This is a genomic window from Dyella sp. SYSU CM1112, from assembly GCF_058216415.1.
The window spans coordinates 124094-143709 of sequence record NZ_JBZEGI010000012.1 but is presented as its reverse complement, the minus strand read 5'-3'; the positions used below and the strand labels follow the sequence as shown (position 1 = coordinate 143709).

Genomic DNA, 19616 nt, shown 5'->3' with positions numbered 1-19616 from the left:
AGTAGATCCGCCATGCTACCGGTTCAGGTGGCTGTTGACACGCGAACGGCCGGCGGTGTCGTGTCGAGTCGGGAAAATACGCGGCTGGCGACTGCCGTAGTGAGGGCAAGCACGATCACGGTCCAGCGGAAGGCGACCACGTATGCGGCGCTGCTCTGGCCGTGCAGCAGCGTTTGCATCAACAGTGTAGCCAGCGCAATGCCAAAGCTCATGGAGAGGTATTGGGTGGTGGACGCCATCGATGACGCCATCGAAGCATGCTTGATGTCCAAGTCCGTATAAACCAACGTGTTCATCACCGTGTACTGAATACCAGTGAAGCCCCCGTAGACGAACACCAGCAAGGCAATCAGCGCCGTGGGTGTGTGCGGACCAAGCAGCGCAAACATGGCGAGCAGCGCAGCCACCATCAGCGTATTGCCAAATAGCAGTCGCCGGTAACCCAGCCGGACCAGGGTTCGGTTCACCAGCCATTTCGCGCAGATCGAGCCAAGCGCCTGGGGCACCATCATCAAACCTGCCATGAGGGGAGACCAGCCACAACCGACCTGCAAGAACAGCACGATCAACAGGAACATGCCGCTGATACCCAGTCGGGTGAGCAGATTGCCAGACAGTGCCACCCACACGCTGCGCACACGCAGCAAGCCAAGATCTGCTACGGGATGTTCCGTGCGCCGGCTATGCCACACGTAGAGCGCTCCGAAAACTATCGCAAGCACAACGAATGTACCCATTTCCATCCAGTGGATGTTTTCGTCGGCGGCAAATTCCGAGGCCGCCAGCAGCAGGGCAGACGAGGCAGCAAACAGCAAGAAGCCGAACAGGTCGAAGCGATTGGCGGTATCCAGTCGGTATTCAGGCATTTCACGCTGGTTGAGCCATACGCCAACGATGCCTACTGGAACATTGAGCAGGAAGATCAATCGCCAGTTGGTGTATTCCACCAAAGCACCACCCAGCAAGGGACCAAGCACAGAGCCCAGCAGGCCGAAGGTGGCGACCGTACTCATGATTTGCACAAAGTCGCGTTTGTCGATCGTGCGGACCAACACATAACGCCCCACCGGCATCAATGCCGCACCACCGCAACCTTGCAACACACGCGCCAGAACCAGTTCCGTCAGCGTTTGAGAGACACCGCAGAGCAAGGAGCCGATAGCGAATATGCTGATCGCTATGCCGAATACGCGCCGCGTACCGAAGCGGTCACATAGCCAGGGCGTTGCGGGAATCAAGATGGCAAGGGTGAGAACGTAACTGGTCAGCGCGCTGCGCATGTTCAGCGGCGTTTGATGCAAGGCTGTCGCGATGGCTGGCACCGCCGTATTGACGATGGTGGAATCGAGCGCCTGCATAAAAAACGCGGCCGATACCAGCCAGATCAGGCCACCGTAGCGCTGGCGCGAAGAAACGCCCGTTACCGCATCTGCCGTGACTACGTCAGTGGTGGCAGATGGAACGGCGGGCGAGGGAGGCATGAGGGGTATGATAACTGCTATGGCAGCTAATTGGATTAAGGATCACTTACTCGCTTTCTGTTTTGAGGGAAGAGTTGGTATGGCGGTCGATCGCATGGAACGGTCATGATTGTGAACTATGGTTCGAATACCTTCCGGCCAAGAAACGAACCTGTCGCAAGGCTGCCGGCCCGCTCCCGGAAAAGGGAGAGGGAACACCGGCACGGAATCGTTACACTTCGCGCATGAGCAAATCGTCAGCATCCCTTACTCCGGCGCAGCGCGCCCAAGACCTTCGTCAGCGGATCGAGCACGCCAACTATCGCTACTACGTGCTTGACGATCCCGAAATTACCGACGCTGAATACGACAAGCTGCTGCGCGAGCTGGAGAAGCTTGAATCGGACCACCCGGAGCTGGCTACGCCGGACTCGCCCACCCGGCAGGTTGGAGCACGCGCGCGAGGCGGCTTTGCGGAGGTGCGCCATGCGTTGCCGATGCTGTCGCTGGCCAATGCCTTCGAGCAGGATGGCAATGACGATCGCGAACGTTATCGCGAAGTGGCGGAATTTGAGCGGCGCATCGAACAGACGCTTGGGCGCCGCCATCCGGTGTTCTCTGTGGAACCGAAACTGGACGGCTTGGCGATCAGCTTGCGCTACGAGAACGGTTTGTTCGTGCAAGGTGCTACACGTGGCGATGGTGAGACTGGCGAGGATGTCACTGCGAATCTTCGTACCGTGCGCGCCATTCCATTGCGCCTGAGAGGGGATGACTGGCCGCGCGTGCTCGAAGTGCGTGGGGAGGTCATCATGCTGCGCAAGGATTTCGAGGCCTTCAATGCCTATGCACGCGAGCATGGTGAAAAGGCGTTGGCGAATCCACGCAACGGCGCCGCCGGCTCTCTGCGGCAGCTCGATCCGGCGATCACGGCCAAACGTAGGCTTAGCTTTTATGCCTACGCTGTCGGCGTAGTAGAGGGGGCCGATTTACCATCCACCCATTCCGTGACCTTGCAGAAGTTGCGCGAATGGGGCTTCCCCGTATCGCGTGAAGTAAGCACGGCCACGGGCTTTGACGGCCTGATCGCCTATTTCAGGCGCATCGGTACAAAGCGCGACAAGCTGCCCTACGACATCGACGGCGTTGTCTACAAGCTGGACGATTACGTGGGACAGCGTGAGATGGGTTATGTCGCGCGTGCGCCACGCTGGGCGCTCGCGCATAAATTCCCAGCGCAAGAACAGAGTACGACGGTGGACGCGATCGAGATCCAGATTGGGCGCACCGGCGCCGCGACACCGGTGGCGCGCCTTGCGCCCGTGCAGGTTGCAGGGGTCACCGTCACCAATGCGACGTTGCACAATGCCGATCAGGTAGCGCGTCTGGATGTGCGAGTCGGCGATACGGTTATCGTGCGTCGCGCCGGTGATGTGATTCCGGAAGTCGTACGTGTGATTCCTGATCGTCGGCCGGCACAAACGCATCCATGGAAAATGCCTTCGCACTGTCCTGTCTGCGGATCGGCCTTAGTGCGCGAAGAGGGCGAAGCCGCATGGCGCTGCTCGGGCGGACTGATCTGCGCTGCCCAGCGCAAGGAAGCGCTGATCCATTTTGCTTCGCGCCGTGCGATGGATATCGAAGGCATCGGCGAGCGTTTTGTCGATGCGCTGGTCGATTTCGGTTTTGTGCACACGGCGGCTGATCTGTACAAGCTGACATTAGACGATCTGCTCGACATGAAGCGCCGCGCGGACGAGCGCGATGGAACCACGCCGGAAACCGTGAAAGCCGGCAAGATCGCCACCAAGTGGGCCGAAAACCTGATCGATGGCATTGAGGCCAGTAAAAAAACCACGTTGGCGCGTTTTCTTTATGCGCTGGGAATCGTGCATATCGGCGAAAGCACGGCGAAGACGCTGGCTTCATGGCTGGGACGACTTGATTGGGTGCGCAGCATGCCGGCTCCGATCTTGCGGGAGCTGCCGGATATCGGCGCGGAAGTAGCTGGATCGATCGAGGCGTTCTTCAAACAGAAAGGCAATGAGGATGTGGTTGACGCGCTGTTAAAGGCAGGTGTGGTGCTTGGCGACGAGGCGGATCCATCGCCGCGCCTGCATCAGAAGCTCAGCCTGGCTGTGCTGCTGGCAGACGCGGGCATCAATGGCATAGGTGGCCGTAATGCCGAACTGCTTGCGATGCATTTCCCTTCCGTGAGCCAATTGCATAGCAGCGGCATGTCGCATTGGATTACGGCGGGTTTGTCGCAAAATGCCGCATCCAGCCTTGATGTATTTCTTGCCGATCACGCCCGTCGCCGTCAGCTGGAAGCAGCCGAGTCGGCCATGCATCGTTTGCTCGCGGCGACGCCACAACATTCCACGAAGCTTGATGCGTTGCCGCTGGCAGGCCAAACGGTGGTGCTTACCGGCACGCTTGCCAGCATGAGCCGCGACGAAGCCAAGGAAAAACTGGAAGCACTGGGTGCCAAGGTGGCCGGTAGCGTCTCCAAGAAGACCCGTTTCGTAGTGGCGGGCGAAGCGGCAGGCTCCAAGCTCGACAAGGCTCAGGAGCTCGGTGTGGAGGTGTGGGACGAGACGCAGTTGCTCAGCCTGCTCAAGCGTCATGGAGCCTGAAGCCATGGATTTCGGCAGGCAAACAGTGACTCCCTTCCGCCAGCGTTTGCAGGGGCGTGCACAATTGTATGCCATGATCCGCGCCTTTTTTGCCGAGCGTGCTGTCTTAGAGGTGGAAACACCGATCCTGTCGGCAGCGGGTAATACCGATCCGAACATCGAAAGTTTCAGCTCTTTGTTTACTGGGCACGTTGATGCCGGTACACGTGAACGTTGGTTACGCACGTCGCCGGAATATCCCTTGAAGCGCCTGCTTGCCAGTGGAGTGGGGGATTGCTACGAACTCGGGCGGGTGTTTCGCAACGGCGAAGCAGGAGAGCGGCACAATCCCGAATTCACCATGCTGGAATGGTACCGTGTCGGGTGGAATCATCGACAGCTGATGGAGGAAGTGATCGCACTGGTCGAAGCCTCCCTGGCATCGGTGGGTCGAAGGGTAGAGGTTGTCATCGAGGGATATCGGCAACTCTTTCTCGATGAACTTGGTTTGGATCCTTTGCATGCGCCTATTGATGCGTTGCGCGCACCCTTGGACGATTATCACATCGATCCGACCGGACTTACCCGCGATGACTGGCTTGATTTGCTGATAACGCACAAGCTGCAGCCAGCGTTTCCGCGCGACCGCATTACGGTGATTCACGATTACCCCGCCACACAATGCGCACTGGCGCGCATTCGCCCCGGCGATCCACCACTGGCCGAACGCTTCGAGCTCTATGTGGGGTCGCACGAATTGGCGAACGGCTATCACGAACTCAACGATGCCGGAGAGCAACGCACGCGCTTTGAACGCGATAACGTCCGTCGACGCGAACGCGGTCTGCGGGAAATGCCGATCGATGAACGTCTGTTGGCGGTGCTCAGCAGGATGCCTGACTGCGCTGGCGTGGCCTTGGGGATCGAGCGCCTGCTGATGTGCATGGCCGGCACCGACAAAATCGCTGACGTGCTCGCTTTTCCTTTTTCGCAAGCGTGAGGCTTGATCCAAGAGCGGGGGCAGAGGTCGCAGGCGGCTCCTAGATGACAACCGGCCTCGGAGAGGGGGCGTGGACTAACAGGTCGACCAGGCGCGTCAGGGCAGCGGAGAGATCCGGGCGGTTCTGCGCGCCGCCCAAGGAAATTCGAATGGCATTGGGCCGTTCTGGTCCGATAGTGAAGGCTTCAGCTTCAGAGACTGCCAATCCTTCGCGTTGCGCAGCACGCGCCAGATCCGGTGAGGTCCAATGATCCGGCAGCTGATGCCATACGTGAATGCCCCCGTGCTGTGCATTGCCTGCCGAAATGAGCAGGCGAATGGCGATATCTTGCCGGGCTTTGGCTTCGCTCTTGACCCCCTTCAGCAAGGACGCGATCGTGCCGTCGTAAATCCATTGAGTGACCAGCCCCATGGTCAGTGGCGTCGACATCAAGGCGAAGGATCGTAGTGCCGGCAAAAGACGATTTTGTTCAGTGCTATCGGGCAATGCGACATATGCGGTGCGCAGACCAGGGGCAAGGCATTTGGATAGCGTTGCAATGTAGTAGACCTGCGTAGGCGCCATTCTGCTGAGCGGTGAAGGCGGGTCCTCGGCGAGCAACCAGTACGGATCATCCTCAATGATTTTTACGCCGCATGCGATGGCAGTGCGAGCAATGTCTTGCCGGCGTTGAGCGGGCATCGTTAACGTGGTGGGGTTTTGCAAGGTGGGATTGAGGTAGACGGCTCGGATACCCTCACGGCGGCAGGCTTCCTCCAAGCCATCGGGCCGCATACCCGCTGCATCGCTGACGATCGGAACAAGGCGCCGCCCCAACTGCTCCGCGATGGAAAGTAGTCCTGGGTATACCAGTGATTCGCATGCCATGGCGTCGCCGGGGCGGGTGAGAGCAAGCATGAGCGCAGCCAGGGCGGATTGCGCGCCAGGGCAGACCATGATGCGATTGGGTGAGATGGTGCCCAACATGGGTTTCAACCAGATGGCGCCGGCCGCCCGGTCCATCGGGCTACCACCACCGAGGTGATAGCTCATCAATTCATGGGCGTCGGTGCGCATTAACACCTGAGCCAATCCTCGTTGCATCACTTCGCGCAGGTCGACGTCGGCGGGCGGCGGTGGGATGTTCATGCTTAGGTCGATGGACTGCGTGAGTTCGATTTTGGCCGCAGCCACATAGGTACCTAGTGCGCCTCTGGCTTTGAGCAGATGCCGCCGTTTCGCTTCCTCGTACGCGCGCGTCACGGTGGTGAGATCCACCTTGAGAAGATCCGCCAGACGGCGCTGCGGAGGCATGCGATCACCCGCGCGTAAGCGCCCCTCTCCGATGGCCTGCTCGAGGGCGGCAACGATTTGTAGGTAGCGCGGGCCGGCGCCGTGCCGGAGTGGGGTAATCCAGCTGGTATGGGTCCCGTCGGTCATCGCCATGCTGCTGTCCTGCGTCACTTTGTCGTCGATGTATGGATATTGTCTCTGCATAGCATGCATACAACAGCACAATAAATCCATGCATTCGACAAGGGGCGGTAAAGCAATGTTGCCCCCAGGTCGAGCGTGCCCTCACGCGAGCGATTCGCATCAAGCAGGTTCTATGACTCGTCTTACCTCGGTTCGGACGGTTTGCTCTCCTCCCGGGAGGCGCCAGTTTCTTGGCTGCTATAGCCGCGCCTTATGGCGTGCGTTGTGCGTTATGCCGCTTTTGCTGCTGAGCGGATGCGATCTGGCGCTTTTTACGCCACAAGGTGAAGTGGGCATCGAAGAGAAGCGCCTGATTCTGATCGCGTTGGGGTTGATGTTGCTGGTGGTGATTCCCGTCATCGCGTTGACCTTGTACTTCGGATGGCGTTACCGGGCCTCCAACCGTGGTGCTATGTACGCGCCGCAGTGGGCGCATTCCACCCGAATCGAGATCGTGGTGTGGACCATTCCTTGCGTCATCGTCGCCATTTTGGCGGTGCTGATCTGGCGTACGACACACACACTGGATCCCTACAAGCCGATCGATTCCAAGACCGCTCCAGTCCATGTGGATGTGGTGGCGCTGAACTGGAAGTGGCTTTTTATCTATCCGGATTACGGTGTCGCCTCGGTCAATCAACTGGCTATCCCCGTCGATACACCGATCGAGTTCAAGCTCACGGCCGCATCGCTGATGAATTCCTTCTTTATCCCCCAGCTTGGCAGTCAGGTCTATGCGATGGCCGGCATGCAGACACAGCTGCATTTGATCGCCAACCATCCCGGGCACTATCTCGGTTTGTCTTCGGCATTCAGCGGGCCCGGTTTTTCCGATATGCATTTCGATGTGGCGGCCACCGACCGTAAGACATTCGATGCGTGGATTCGTCAAGCGCAAGCCTCTCCGCTGGTCTTGGACAAAAGTGGCTATCAGGTTCTTGAGGCACCAAGCGTCAAGCATCCGGTAACGCTGTATGCCCATGTCGATACGGATCTGTTCGATCGCATTGTCGACCAGTTCATGCGTGGACCGAGAGGCAGTCTTATATGCGGTGCGGTGTTGGGAGATGCCTCAAAGCAAGGCACAGGTTTGCGGCGCAAGGCCGCTACAACGTCGGAGTAAGTCACCATGTTCGGAAAACTCACCCTGGATGCCATTCCGTTCCATGAGCCGATCATCATGGGCACATTGGTGATCGTCATGTTGCTCAGTGCGACGCTATTAGGCGCTATCACCTATTACGGCAAATGGACTTATCTCTGGAAGGAATGGATAACGTCCGTCGACCACAAGCGCATCGGCGTGATGTACATCGTGCTTGCCTTGGTCGTGTTGCTGCGCGGCTTTGCCGACGCGATCATGATGCGTGCGCAACAAGCGATGGCGTACAGCGACGCCGCAGGCTATTTGCCGCCGCACCATTACGACCAGATCTTTACGGCGCATGGCGTGATCATGATCTTCTTCGTGGCGACGCCTTTTATCGTCGGCCTGATGAATGTGGTCGTGCCCTTGCAGATCGGTGCGCGAGACGTCGCCTACCCATTCGTCAATTCGCTCAGTTTCTGGCTGTCGGTAGTGGGCGTGGTACTGGTGATGCTGTCGATGTTCGTCGGTGATTTCGCGGCGACCGGCTGGGTAGCCTATCCGCCGCTGTCAGAACTTGGCTATAGCCCGACAGTGGGCGTCGACTATTACATATGGTCGCTGCAAGCCTCTGGTTTGGGAACGACGCTCACCGGGATCAACTTCATCGTGACCATCCTGCGCATGCGCGCCCCGGGTATGAATCTGATGAAGATGCCGGTGTTCGTCTGGACGGCGCTGATTACCAATATCTTGATCGTTGCCGTGTTTCCGGTCCTGACGGCAACCTTGGCCTTGCTGGCCGCGGACCGCTACCTGGGTATGCATTTTTTCACCAACGAACTGGGCGGCAACGCCATGATGTATATCAATCTCATCTGGGTGTGGGGACACCCGGAGGTATACATCCTGATCCTGCCGTGCTTCGGTGCATTTTCGGAAATCATCGCCACGTTTTCCGGCAAGCCGCTGTTCGGCTACAAGTCGATGGTGTACGCCACGTGTTCGATCGGCATCCTCTCGTTTTTCGTCTGGCTGCACCACTTTTTCACGATGGGATCGGGCGCAAACGTCAATGCTTTCTTCGGCATCATGACGTCGATCATTTCGATTCCCACCGGCGTAAAGCTATTCAATTGGCTGTTCACGATGTATCGCGGACGCATTCGTTATCACTCTGCCACGATGTGGACGATCGGTTTCATGGTGACCTTCGCGGTGGGTGGCATGACGGGCGTGCTGCTGGCTGTGCCGGGGGCAGATTTTGTGCTGCACAACAGTCTGTTCCTGGTCGCCCACTTCCATAACGTGATCATTGGCGGAGTCGTGTTCGGATGCCTGGCGGGGATGAGTTTCTGGTTCCCCAAGGTATTCGGCTTCACGCTCAACGAGTTCTGGGGCAAGGTATCGTTTTGGTGTTGGCTGGTTGGTTTCTATCTCGCCTTCATGCCGCTCTACGTGCTTGGGTTCATGGGTATGACGCGGCGCATGAATCACTATGCCGTGCCTGCCTGGCATCCGTGGCTGGTGGTGGCGTTGATTGGCGCGATGATCATCGGTGCGGGTATCGTGGCGCTGATCATCCAGCTCGCCGTCAGTATCAAAGAACGCGAAGCCACTCGCGACCTCACCGGCGACCCTTGGGATGGTCGGAGTCTTGAATGGGGCACGGCTTCGCCGGCACCGTTTTACAACTTTGCACATGTGCCTGACATCACCTCGCTGGAACAACATTGGGATGATAAGCGGGCAGGGCGGGCTTACCGGCCGAGCGCGTATTACGAAGACATCCATATGCCAAGGAATACGGGCGCTGGCGTGGTGATCTCCGCCTTCAGTCTCGTACTTTGCTTCGCACTGGTGTGGCATATCTGGTGGTTGGCGGTGACTGGCCTGGCAGGAGTGATCCTGACATTTATCGCTCGCAGCTACGACCGGGATGTCGACTATCTCGTTCCTGCTGCCGAAGTAGAGCGGATCGAACGGGCTCGTCTCGTGTCATTGCAAAGCGTCATCAGGCCATTTGACATGACGCGCGAACAGCAAAAGGTAGCCTGACCATGAATCATGCTGTCACGGTTGATCAAACCATTCATTCGCATGCCGTGCACGACGATGGCTCCAGGACCACGCTGGGGTTCTGGATCTACCTGATGAGCGACTGCCTGATTTTCTCGGTGCTGTTCGCGACCTTCGGTGTCTTGATGCGGAATACCGCGGGTGGCCCAGACGGGAAGGATCTCTTCGAACTGCCCTTCGTCCTGGCCGAGACAGTATTGCTATTGCTGAGCAGCTATACGTTCGGTCTGGCCACGCTTGGGTTGCGCGCAGGGAAGAAGCGCCTCGTGCTCGGCTGGCTCATGATGACGCTACTATTGGGCGTCGCTTTCATCGGCATGGAATGCTACGAATTCGCCAAGCTGATTCACGAAGGTGCAGGGCCGGACACCAGTGCCTTTCTCTCTTCGTATTTCACCCTGGTAGGTACGCATGGCTTGCACGTGACCTGCGGATTGCTTTGGATCGTGGTGATGATGCATCAGGTGATGCGCTTCGGGCTGGATGATGTTGTTCAACGCCGTCTCGCATGCCTGAGCTTGTTCTGGCATTTCCTGGATCTGGTCTGGATCTGCGTTTTTACTCTTATTTACTTGCGGGCATTTGTATGAAAACGGCAAAGAGCCATGCATCGCATAGTAGTGCACGCAGTTACGCGGTAGGGCTAATCCTGTCATTGGTGATGACGGCCCTGGCCTTTGGTGTGGTGATGACTCAGGCCGTGTCTCCCGACATGCGCCTGCCAGCCATCGTCGTGCTGTGTGTTCTGCAACTGCTGGTACAGCTAGTGTATTTTCTGCACCTGGGCAGTCATCAGGACCAGCGCGCCAACACGGCGATTTTCATTTGCACGGGGTTTCTTATCATCATCGTTGTCGCGGGCTCGCTGTGGGTGATGCACAATGCGAACGTCAATATGATGCCTGTCCAGATGAGCATCGAACGCGCCATGTCGAAAGACTGAGCAACGAAAAGGCATCGTGCGACCCGATCCCCACATTACTGCGATGCCATGCGCTATCTAGCCTTGCTACTGCTCAGTCCCACCTGGCTGGTTCTGATCTGGCTGTATTGGGCTTACCCGAGAACCACGCGCGTTACGGTGGCTCGTCGTCTATACGACGTCGCCATCATTTGCCTGACGTTGTGGGTATGCGTTGGCATCACGACGCTGACGTATGAGGAAACCTCCGTCAGCATCGGAGTATTCGGTCGCCAAAGCGGCGAGATATGGCATCAGGTCAAACCTGCACTTTGCGGCTATGGCGCATCGACAGGGCTCTTGGGTATCGGCTTGCTGGTTCGAGGTTTGCTATGGCGATCCAAACGATCGTAGCGACGACGGGATATCACCAGCGCAATAACAGCTTGCCGATATGCGCGCTGCTTTCCATCAGCGAGTGTGCACGCGCCGCCTCCTGCGCGGGGAACACTTCATGGATAACCGGATGAAGGCGTCCTTGGGCAAACAGCGGCCATACGCGCTCATACAGTTTTTGCGCAATCGCCGCTTTAAAAGCGGTGGGCCGGGGGCGCAACGTGGAGCCGGTGAGAGTGAGGCGGCGACGCATCAGCTTGCTTATGTCCATGGTTGCCGTATTTCCGCCTAAGGTCGCAATCATGACCAGGCGACCGTCATCGGCCAAGGCGTCGAGTTCGCGAGGGACATAATCGCCGGCCACCATGTCGAGGATCACGTCTACGCCGCGACCATCAGTCCAGCTCTTTACCCGTGCAACAAAATCATCGGTGCGATAGTTGATGGCGCGTGCCCCGAGTGCTTCGCACGCCTGGCATTTTTCCGGGCTGCCGGCGGTAGCGAAGACAGGATGACCCAGTGCGTGCGCGAGCTGGATGGCTGTCACGCCGATGCCGCTGGAGCCGCCCTGTACCAGCAGGCTTTCCGGTGAACCGTTTTCGCGTTGACTCAGTCGTCCGCGATCGAAGACGTTGCTCCACACGGTGAAGTAATTTTCCGGCAGCGATGCTGCTTCAAGCACACTCATGCTTTGAGGCACCGGCAAGCACTGGCCTAACGGTGCGATGGCGTATTGCGCATAGCCGCCGCCGGCGAGCAGCGCACATACCGCATCGCCGCGTTTGAGGCCAAACGGATTGGAGCTGCTGAAGTCGCCATCGATAAGTTCGCCGGAAACTTCCAGGCCGGGCAGTGCCGAGGCGCCGGGCGGCGGCGCATAGTGCCCCATGCGTTGAAAAACATCCGGCCGGTTGACGCCCGACGCCGCGACTTTGATCAATACTTCGCCCGCGCCCGGTTGCGGCACTGGGCGCTCCACAGGAGACAGCACTTCCGGGCCACCGAAGTGGGTGATTTCGATGGCTTGCATCAACGGCATCCTGACGCTCCTCTGGCGTTTAGCGGCTCGAATCGACCAGCACCAGTTCACTGTCTTCGAGCGCCTTGACTTCGAGCTGGCTTTCATCGCGGATCGCGGCACCGTCGCGGGCCTGCAGGCGAATACCGTTGAGCTCCACGACACCGGTGGCCGGCACAAGATAGCCATAACGCTGTTCGCCCAATGTGTAGCGAACGGTTTCGCCGGCTTTGAGCGTAGCGCCGAGCACACGGGCGTTCGTGCGAAGGGGCAGGGCGTCGGTATCGTCCGGCATGCCGCTCGCCAGGGTTACGAAACGCCCCGACCGTTCGCCGACAGGAAACGGCTTCGTGCCCCAGGATGGCGCGCGCCCTTGCTCGTCCGGGATGATCCAGATTTGGAAAATGCGCGTGGCGCCCGGCTCCAGGTTGTATTCGCTGTGCGTGATGCCGCTGCCCGCACTCATCACCTGCACATCGCCAGCCACCGTGCGACCTTCGTTCCCGAGATTGTCACGGTGGGTGATAGCGCCCTCTCGCACGTAGGTGATGATTTCCATGTCCGCGTGCGGATGTGGCGGAAAACCCGTCTGCGAGGCGATGGTGTCGTCGTTCCACACGCGCAGCGCACCCCAACCCATACGCTTGGGATCATGGTATCCAGCAAACGAAAAGTGATGCTTGGCTTGCAGCCAGCCGTGGTTGGCCCCACCAAGACTTTCGAATGGACGGCGTTCGATCATGGGACACCTCTGTTGATTTGGATGGCGCCAAGATAAGGGCGGTCGTAGCAGGGCAGAACCATCGCCAGGGAAACAGTGTGTTGCATAGGTTATTTAGCGTTGGCGGTGACCGCTCATCTCATGCCCGGCGTCCGGTGCAAAGGCGCGATGCCAGTAGGTGGAGCTCAGCGATATCAACGTGACGACCAGAAAAGCCGCCGAGAAATTCAGGCGGCTGGGCTCGGTATTGTGACTTACCGTCATGGCCAGCCTGAGAATCAGGGCGCCGAAACAAACCCCCATCGACAACATGAGCTGCTGCAGGGTGGAATAAAAGCTGTTGGCGGCGCTCATGCGTTCGGTAGGAACGGCCTCGTAGGCGATAGTGTTGTAGGCAGCGAACTGGAACGACATCACTACGCCGCAACCCACAAGCAAGCCGAACATCAGCCAGAATGGCCAATCGGCGTGGAAAAACGCGCATACGGCGTAGCTCATGCTGGCCAATACGCCGTTGTAAACCATGGCGCGGCGGAAACCGATCCAGCGCAACACGCGCGTGGTGAGCACGCGGGCCAGCATGGCACCTACCGAGACCGCCAAGACCAGCTGGCCGCTGCGCAAAGCTGAAAAGCCCAGGCCGATTTGCAGCAGTAGCGGAAGTAGAAATGGCTGGGCGCCCTGCGTGATACGCATCAGCGAGCCGGAAATCACCGACAAGCGGAACGAGTTGATACGCAGCAAGGTGAGATCCACTGCCGGGTTGGTGCAGTGTCTGGCATGCCATACGTAAGCGAGGCAGGAGGCTGCGCCGATGGCCAGCAACATCAACGCCGTGCGGAGGTTGCTGCTTTCGCCGAACAGTTCCAGCCCGAACAGCAAGCAACCGAGTCCGATGCTGCAGAGCGCAAAGCCCAACCAATCAAAACGCGCAGGTTGCGTCACGCTATGCACAACGGGGATATAGCGTCTTACCAGCCAATAGCCCAGTACTCCGATCGGTACGTTGATGTAGAAAATCCAGCGCCAGTCCAGATACTCGACGATGAAGCCACCCAGTGGTGGGCCGGCCATGGTGCCGAGCAGGGCGGGTATGAGCGTCCACATCATGGACGAGACTAAGTGACGGCGTTCTACCGTACGCAGGATGACCAGCCTTCCAACCGGCGCCATCATCGCGCCGCCCGTGCCTTGGACCAGTCGTGCCGCCACCATCATCGGCAGGCTTCGGGTCAACGAGCACAAGATGGACCCGACGATGAACACCACGATGGAGCTGTTGAATACGCGCTTGGCACCCAAGCGGTCCGAGATGGCACCGCTCACCGGAATGAGAATGGCCAGTGCAAGCAGGTAACTGGTAATGGCCATGCTCATGGCTGGAGCGGCGACGTGAAAATCGCGGGCCATGGTAGGTAGCGCGGTGGCCAGCACAGTGCCGTCTACCTGCTCAAGGAAGATTGCGCAGCCTACGATCAAAGAAATGACGCGGTAGTCGGGATAAGCCGGCTGGCTCATCATTGTTGCGTCAATCTTGTCCTCACCCAGCGCGCTCACAAGAGGTGCCTGCGGTGAGCGCAGCGTATCTGTGCCTTGTCGGCAAGCATGCGAAGAGCACTCGGGATGTGGGCGCATCGGGGGTGTGCGCCGCAGCGGAGTGCATTATTCGCTTGCTGAGATATCAGAACAAGCGGTTGACGCTGTTCTTGCTGTGCTGGTGGTCAGCCTTCTGGTAAGGCCCTTCCTCACCTGCACCCTCCCCGTGGGAGAGGAGGGTGCGATCGCTCAATCGATGGGATCAGATGGCCTCGAAAATGCCAGCGGCGCCCATGCCGGTGCCAATGCACATCGTCACCATGCCGTACTTCTGTCTGCGACGGTGCAGGCCGTGCAGCAGGGTCGCCACGCGGATGGCCCCGGTAGCGCCTAATGGATGGCCCAATGCAATGGCGCCACCAAGCGGGTTTACCTTGGCGGGATCCAGGCCGAGGTCTCCCATCACGGCAAGCGCCTGCGCAGCGAAGGCTTCATTGAGCTCGATCCAGTCGAGCTGGTCCTGCTTGATCCCGGTTTGCTGGAGTGCTTTCGGGATCGCCTCCTTGGGGCCGATGCCCATGATGTCCGGACGCACGCCCGCGACGGAGTAGCCGACAAAGCGAGCGAGCGGGGTGAGGTTGTAGTCCTTGATGGCCTGCTCGCTGGCCAGCAATACTGCGCCAGCGCCGTCCGAAGTTTGCGAGGAGTTGCCGGCCGTGACCGTGCCGCCGAACTGCCCATTGCGGAACACCGTCTTCAGCTTGCCAAGCACGTCCGGCGTACTGCCTGCGCGAGGGCCCTCATCGGTGTCGATGAGGCGGCTGTCGGTCTTGATGCCGCGCGTGGCGAGATCCGGGTAATGGTCGTTCAACTGGAAGGGGGTGATCTCCTCCTTGAACTCGTCAGCCTTGATGGCTGCCAGGGCACGTTCGTGGCTTTGTGCGGCGAAAGCGTCTTGCGCTTCGCGCGAAATCTTCCACTGCTTGGCGACGTTTTCGGCAGTGATGCCCATGCCATAGGCGATACCGATGTGTTCGTTATCGAAGATGGCCGGATTCATCGCCACTTTGTGGCCCATCATCGGCACCATGCTCATACTTTCGGTACCGCCAGCGATCATCAGATCAGCTTCCCCCAGGCGAATACGATCGGCTGCCATGGCAACGGCTTGCAGGCCGGATGAACAGAAGCGATTGATGGTGACGCCAGGTACGGTGTCGGGCAGGTCGGCGAGCAACAGGCCGATACGCGCCACGTTCATGCCTTGCTCGGCTTCTGGCATGGCGCAGCCGATGATGACATCGCCGATGCGGTGAGGGTCGATGCCCGGTGCTTGTGCCATCACGGCACGGATGACATGCGCGAGCATGTCGTCGGGACGGGTATTGCGGAATACGCCGCGCGGTGCCTTGCCGACGGGGGTGCGGGTGGCGGCGACGATGTAGGCGTCTTGCACTTGCTTGGTCATGGTCTTTGCTCCGTGGCGTCGCGCGTTGCGCAGCGACGCCCTTTGGTTTTCGTCGTCCCGGCGCAAGCCGGGACCCAGTGTCTTCAGAGGTATTCGAAAGCCGCTGGACTCCGGCTTTCGCCGGAGTGAGGGTCAGTTTCTCAACGGTTTGCCAGTGCTCATGGTGTGTGCAATGCGCGCCTGGGTTTTCTCGGTCTGCGCCAGTTCCACAAAGTGCTTGCGTTCCAGCTCCAGCAACCATTCTTCGTCCACCAGCGAGCCGCGTTCGATGGCGCCACCGCACAGTGTGTCGGCAATGCGCGTGGCGATGGCGACGTCGTGTTCGGAGGCGAAATAACCCGCTTGCAGATTGGCAAGCGATGCTTTGAACGTGGCCGTGCCGACATCGCCGGCAACCGGGATGCCGCGTGCGTACAACGGCGGGCGCCAACCGCTTTCGGCCAATGAGTTGGCGACCTGCTTGGCGACGTAGAGCAATTCATAGGCGTTGAACACGACGACATCGCTTTCGCGCAGCAGCCCGAGCTGCTTGGCCTCCAGTGCGCTGCCGGATACCTTCGCCATCGCTACCGTCTCGAACACTTTTTTCAGTGCTTCGAACGGGTCGGAGGGATTGGATTGCGCGGCGCGAATGGCCAACTCGTGCAGGCCACCGCCCGCGGGCAGCAGGCCTACCCCGGCTTCGACCAAGCCAATGTAGCTTTCCAATGCTGCGACGGTGCGTGCCGAATGCATCTGGAATTCACAGCCGCCACCCAGGGCAAGACCGCGTACTGCAGCAACAACCGGAACCAACGCATGCTTGATACGCATGCTGGTGCGTTGAAAGTTAGCGACCATGGCTTCGAAGTCCTTGATCTTGCCGGCTTGCAACAGGCCCAGTGCGCCCTTGAGATCGGCGCCTGCAGAGAAGGGCTCGCTGGTTTGCCAGATCACCACGGCCTTGAGTTTCTCCTCGGCAATGCCGATGGCGTGTTGAATGCCGTCGAGCACCTGATCGTTGACCGTGTTCATCTTGGTCTTGAACGAGATGATGCCGACGTTGTCGTCGCCCAGCGTCCACAGGCGAATGCCCTCGTTTTCCCACACGGTTGTACCTTGGTCGAAGGTCTCGCCAAGGATGGCGTCGGGGAACAGTTGGCGCTTGTAGACAGGGTGCTCCGACCGCGGCTTGTCGGCATGAGTAGCGGCCGAATACGAACCGTTTTTGCCATGCACGCCATGGCGTCCATCGGTGACCCACTTCGGCAGCGGCGCCTTGCTCATCGCCTTGCCCGCGTCGATGTCTTCTTGAATCCAGGTGGCGACTTGCTGCCAGCCGGCGGCTTGCCAGGTTTCGAACGGTCCCAGTTTCCAGCCGTAACCCCAGCGGATGGCGAAGTCGACATCACGTGCGGTGTCGGCAATATCAGCGAGGTGGTAGGCGGTGTAATGGAAGAGGTCGCGGAAGGTGGCCCACAGGAATTGGGCTTGTGGATCGTTCGATGTGCGCAATTTGCCGAATTTTTCTGCGGGATCTTTGATGGCGAGAATGGCTGATACTTCCTCCGAAGCTTTTTGTTCGGATGGACGATAGTCGCGTTTGGCAACATCCAGGACCACGATGTCCTTGCCCGCTTTTTTATAAAAACCAGCGCCCGTCTTTTGGCCCAGGGCACCTTGTTCGATCAGTGCGCTCAACCAGGCCGGCGCTTTGAAATACGCGTGCCAGGGATCGTCAGCCAGCGTGTCGGCCATGGTTTTGATTACGTGCGCCATGGTATCCAGGCCGACGACATCGGCGGTGCGATAGGTGGCACTTTTGGGACGGCCGATGGCGGGGCCGGTCAGTGCGTCGGCGGTATCGAAACCGAGCTTGTATTGCTCGGTGTGATGCATCGTGGCCAGCATCGAGAACACGCCGATGCGGTTGCCGATGAAGTTCGGCGTATCTTTCGCATAAACCACGCCCTTGCCAACCGTGGTGGTGAGGAAAGCTTCCAGTCCCTCCAATACGCTGGTATCGGTAAGTCGGGTTGGAATCAGCTCGACCAAATGCATGTAGCGAGGGGGATTGAAGAAGTGCACGCCGGTGAAGCGATGGCGCAGGGTTTCCGGCAAAGCATCGGCCAGACCATTGATGGAAAGGCCCGAGGTATTACTGGCCACCACGGCAGTGGGAGAGACGTGCGGGGCGATCTTCTTATAGAGATCCAGCTTCCAATCCATCCGTTCGGCAATCGCCTCGATCACCAGATCCACGTCTTTCAGCTTGTCCAGATCGTCGTCGTAATTGGCTGGGATGATGGCTGCAGCGCGACCACTCTCGGCCAGCGGAGCAGGGGACAGCTTTTTAAGATTTTCGATGGCCTTGAGCGCGATGCTGCTCTTGGGGCCTTCCTTTGCGGGCAGATCGAACAAGATGGTTTCGACGTCGGCATTGGTCAAATGGGCGGCGATCTGCGCGCCCATGACACCGGCGCCCAGCACGGCGGCCTTGCGGATGCGTAGGGCCGATTTCAGTTGGGATGGAGCTGTCATTGGCTTCTCCGTGGTACGAATGCATAGCAGAGGGGTGAAAAGCGCTACACCGGGCGGTTGGGGAGGCGTCCGGGTATGAAGAAAAATCAGGGTGCGCGCAGGCCGGCGGCGGCAAAGCGGATGAGGTGCTCGGCGGTTTGCTCGCGGTGAGTGATTTCACTGACGTCACTCTTGCGCTGGATGATGCCGAAGCCGGACATGGCGTGGGTCAGCGCACCGGTGACCAGGTCGATACGCCAGTACAGCTCCTCCTTGCTTAGTTCCGGCAGCAGGCGGGCGAACTCGGCAGTGAACTGCCGCATGACGTGGCCGTAATTGTCGGAAAGGAATTTCCGCAGGCTGTCATCGTGCTCGGCAAAGGCCCTGGCCAACACTCGCATGAACAGGCCCCCGCCGCCGTCGTGGGAGAGGTCCAGCGCCGGTCGGATAAAGGAGGAGAGCACATCTTCCAGCGTGGTTTCCGGTTGCCCAGATACCCGTTTCAGGGCGCCCAGGCGGCGGGCGCTGAGCTGATCCAGGCGGCGGCGGAACACTTCTTCGACCAAATTGTCTTTGGAGCCGAAGTGATAGTTGACTGCCGCCAGGTTCACGCCAGCAGCAGCGGTTAGCTGGCGAAGGGAGGCTGCCTCAAAGCCGCGTTGGGCAAAGAGCGCTTCGGCTGCGGTGAGGATGCGTTCCTTCGTGGAAGCGGAGCTGTTCACGGGCGTCGCCTGTCGATAGGAATCAAACGATCGTTTGAGCATACGCGCGAGCGCCTGGAGCCGTCAAACGGACGTTTACATTGTCTCGGGGCGGGGTTGCTTATGGGCTAGAATCTGTCAAACTTTCGTGAGCTAAATCCTCATTCTGTGGCGGATTTAGTTCTAAAGTCCCTCTGATGTCTTAAGTCAGACCGCCCATAAAAAACAGTCCGTATACCCGGAGCAGACGCATGGCGCTGGAGCGCACCCTTTCCATCATCAAACCTGATGCTGTTGCCAAGAACGTCATCGGCGAAATTTATGCTCGCTTCGAGAAGGCGGGCTTGAAGATTGTTGCAGCAAAAATGAAGCATCTTTCGCGTAAAGAAGCGGAAGGTTTTTATGCCGTGCATCGCGAGCGTCCGTTCTTCAATGCGCTGGTGGAGTTCATGATCTCGGGCCCAGTCATGATCCAGGTTTTGCAAGGTGAAAATGCGATTCTCAAGCATCGCGACCTGATGGGCGCCACGAATCCCAAGGAAGCTGCCAAGGGCACCATTCGCGCGGATTTCGCGGAGTCGATTGATGCGAATGCTGTGCATGGTTCCGATGGTCCCGAAACCGCGGCAACCGAGATGGCTTACTTCTTTGCGGCTACTGAAGTCTTTCCACGCTGAGA

General features: G+C 58.9%; 16 protein-coding genes. 8 read left to right on the top strand and 8 right to left on the bottom strand.

Annotation, left to right across the window (positions count from 1 at the left end; genetic code table 11):
* Positions 1–23: 23 nt before the first annotated feature.
* A complete protein-coding gene (locus AC4HNJ_RS16630; protein ID WP_490480716.1) occupies positions 24–1481 on the bottom strand; it encodes an MFS transporter in 1458 nt (485 codons plus the stop codon).
* A gap of 224 nt (positions 1482–1705) precedes the next feature.
* Between AC4HNJ_RS16630 and ligA the strand changes: the two genes are divergently transcribed.
* The gene (gene ligA, locus AC4HNJ_RS16625) at positions 1706–4096 is read left to right on the top strand and encodes an NAD-dependent DNA ligase LigA (RefSeq protein WP_490480715.1); all 2391 of its coding nucleotides are present in this window, start codon (positions 1706–1708) and stop codon (positions 4094–4096) included.
* A 4-nt stretch (positions 4097–4100) separates the two neighbouring features.
* Complete coding sequence (gene epmA / locus AC4HNJ_RS16620) at positions 4101–5075, top strand: EF-P lysine aminoacylase EpmA (protein ID WP_490480714.1); 975 nt, start codon at positions 4101–4103, stop codon at positions 5073–5075.
* A 40-nt stretch (positions 5076–5115) separates the two neighbouring features.
* Here the strand turns inward: epmA and AC4HNJ_RS16615 are convergent, their stop codons facing one another.
* Positions 5116–6501: an aminotransferase-like domain-containing protein gene (locus AC4HNJ_RS16615; RefSeq protein ID WP_490480713.1), complete on the bottom strand. Its 1386-nt coding sequence runs from the start codon at positions 6499–6501 to the stop codon at positions 5116–5118.
* 262 nt (positions 6502–6763) lie between these two features.
* On the opposite strand from AC4HNJ_RS16615, the gene cyoA reads away from it, so the two are divergent.
* Genes cyoA through AC4HNJ_RS16590 form a run of 5 tightly spaced genes read left to right on the top strand, consistent with a single transcriptional unit; the run spans position 6764 to position 11012 of the window.
* The gene (gene cyoA / locus AC4HNJ_RS16610) at positions 6764–7654 is read left to right on the top strand and encodes a ubiquinol oxidase subunit II (RefSeq protein ID WP_490480712.1); all 891 of its coding nucleotides are present in this window, start codon (positions 6764–6766) and stop codon (positions 7652–7654) included.
* Between the two features lie 6 nt (positions 7655–7660).
* Positions 7661–9676 (top strand): cytochrome o ubiquinol oxidase subunit I, encoded by a 2016-nt coding sequence (gene cyoB, locus AC4HNJ_RS16605; RefSeq protein WP_490480711.1) that lies wholly within the window; start codon positions 7661–7663, stop codon positions 9674–9676.
* Between the two features lie 2 nt (positions 9677–9678).
* Positions 9679–10287: a cytochrome o ubiquinol oxidase subunit III gene (gene cyoC / locus AC4HNJ_RS16600; protein ID WP_490480710.1), complete on the top strand. Its 609-nt coding sequence runs from the start codon at positions 9679–9681 to the stop codon at positions 10285–10287.
* Positions 10206–10640: a cytochrome o ubiquinol oxidase subunit IV gene (gene cyoD, locus AC4HNJ_RS16595; RefSeq protein ID WP_490480709.1), complete on the top strand. Its 435-nt coding sequence runs from the start codon at positions 10206–10208 to the stop codon at positions 10638–10640. The genes cyoC and cyoD overlap by 82 nt, the downstream gene beginning before the upstream one ends.
* Before the next feature lie 48 nt (positions 10641–10688).
* Positions 10689–11012, top strand: coding sequence for a hypothetical protein (locus tag AC4HNJ_RS16590; RefSeq protein WP_490480708.1), 324 nt, complete (start codon positions 10689–10691; stop codon positions 11010–11012).
* A 13-nt stretch (positions 11013–11025) separates the two neighbouring features.
* On the opposite strand, the gene AC4HNJ_RS16585 is transcribed toward AC4HNJ_RS16590, so the two are convergent.
* From AC4HNJ_RS16585 to AC4HNJ_RS16560, 6 genes are all read right to left on the bottom strand, one after another.
* Positions 11026–12024 carry an NAD(P)H-quinone oxidoreductase gene (locus tag AC4HNJ_RS16585; RefSeq protein ID WP_490480707.1) on the bottom strand — a complete coding sequence of 333 codons (999 nt, stop codon included), beginning with the start codon at positions 12022–12024 and terminating at the stop codon, positions 11026–11028.
* A gap of 28 nt (positions 12025–12052) precedes the next feature.
* On the bottom strand, positions 12053–12754 hold the full coding sequence (locus AC4HNJ_RS16580; protein WP_490480706.1) for a pirin family protein: 702 nt from the start codon (positions 12752–12754) through the stop codon (positions 12053–12055).
* Positions 12755–12847: 93 nt separating this feature from the next.
* On the bottom strand, positions 12848–14254 hold the full coding sequence (locus AC4HNJ_RS16575; protein ID WP_490480734.1) for an MFS transporter: 1407 nt from the start codon (positions 14252–14254) through the stop codon (positions 12848–12850).
* Between the two features lie 277 nt (positions 14255–14531).
* Complete coding sequence (locus tag AC4HNJ_RS16570; RefSeq protein ID WP_490480705.1) at positions 14532–15737, bottom strand: acetyl-CoA C-acyltransferase; 1206 nt, start codon at positions 15735–15737, stop codon at positions 14532–14534.
* A 132-nt stretch (positions 15738–15869) separates the two neighbouring features.
* Complete coding sequence (locus AC4HNJ_RS16565; RefSeq protein ID WP_490480704.1) at positions 15870–18257, bottom strand: 3-hydroxyacyl-CoA dehydrogenase/enoyl-CoA hydratase family protein; 2388 nt, start codon at positions 18255–18257, stop codon at positions 15870–15872.
* Between the two features lie 86 nt (positions 18258–18343).
* The gene (locus AC4HNJ_RS16560) at positions 18344–19000 is read right to left on the bottom strand and encodes a TetR/AcrR family transcriptional regulator (protein ID WP_490480703.1); all 657 of its coding nucleotides are present in this window, start codon (positions 18998–19000) and stop codon (positions 18344–18346) included.
* Positions 19001–19188: 188 nt separating this feature from the next.
* Between AC4HNJ_RS16560 and ndk the strand changes: the two genes are divergently transcribed.
* Positions 19189–19614, top strand: a complete 426-nt coding sequence (ndk, locus tag AC4HNJ_RS16555) for a nucleoside-diphosphate kinase (protein ID WP_490480702.1) — start codon at positions 19189–19191, stop codon at positions 19612–19614.
* The last annotated feature ends 2 nt before the right edge of the window (positions 19615–19616 follow it).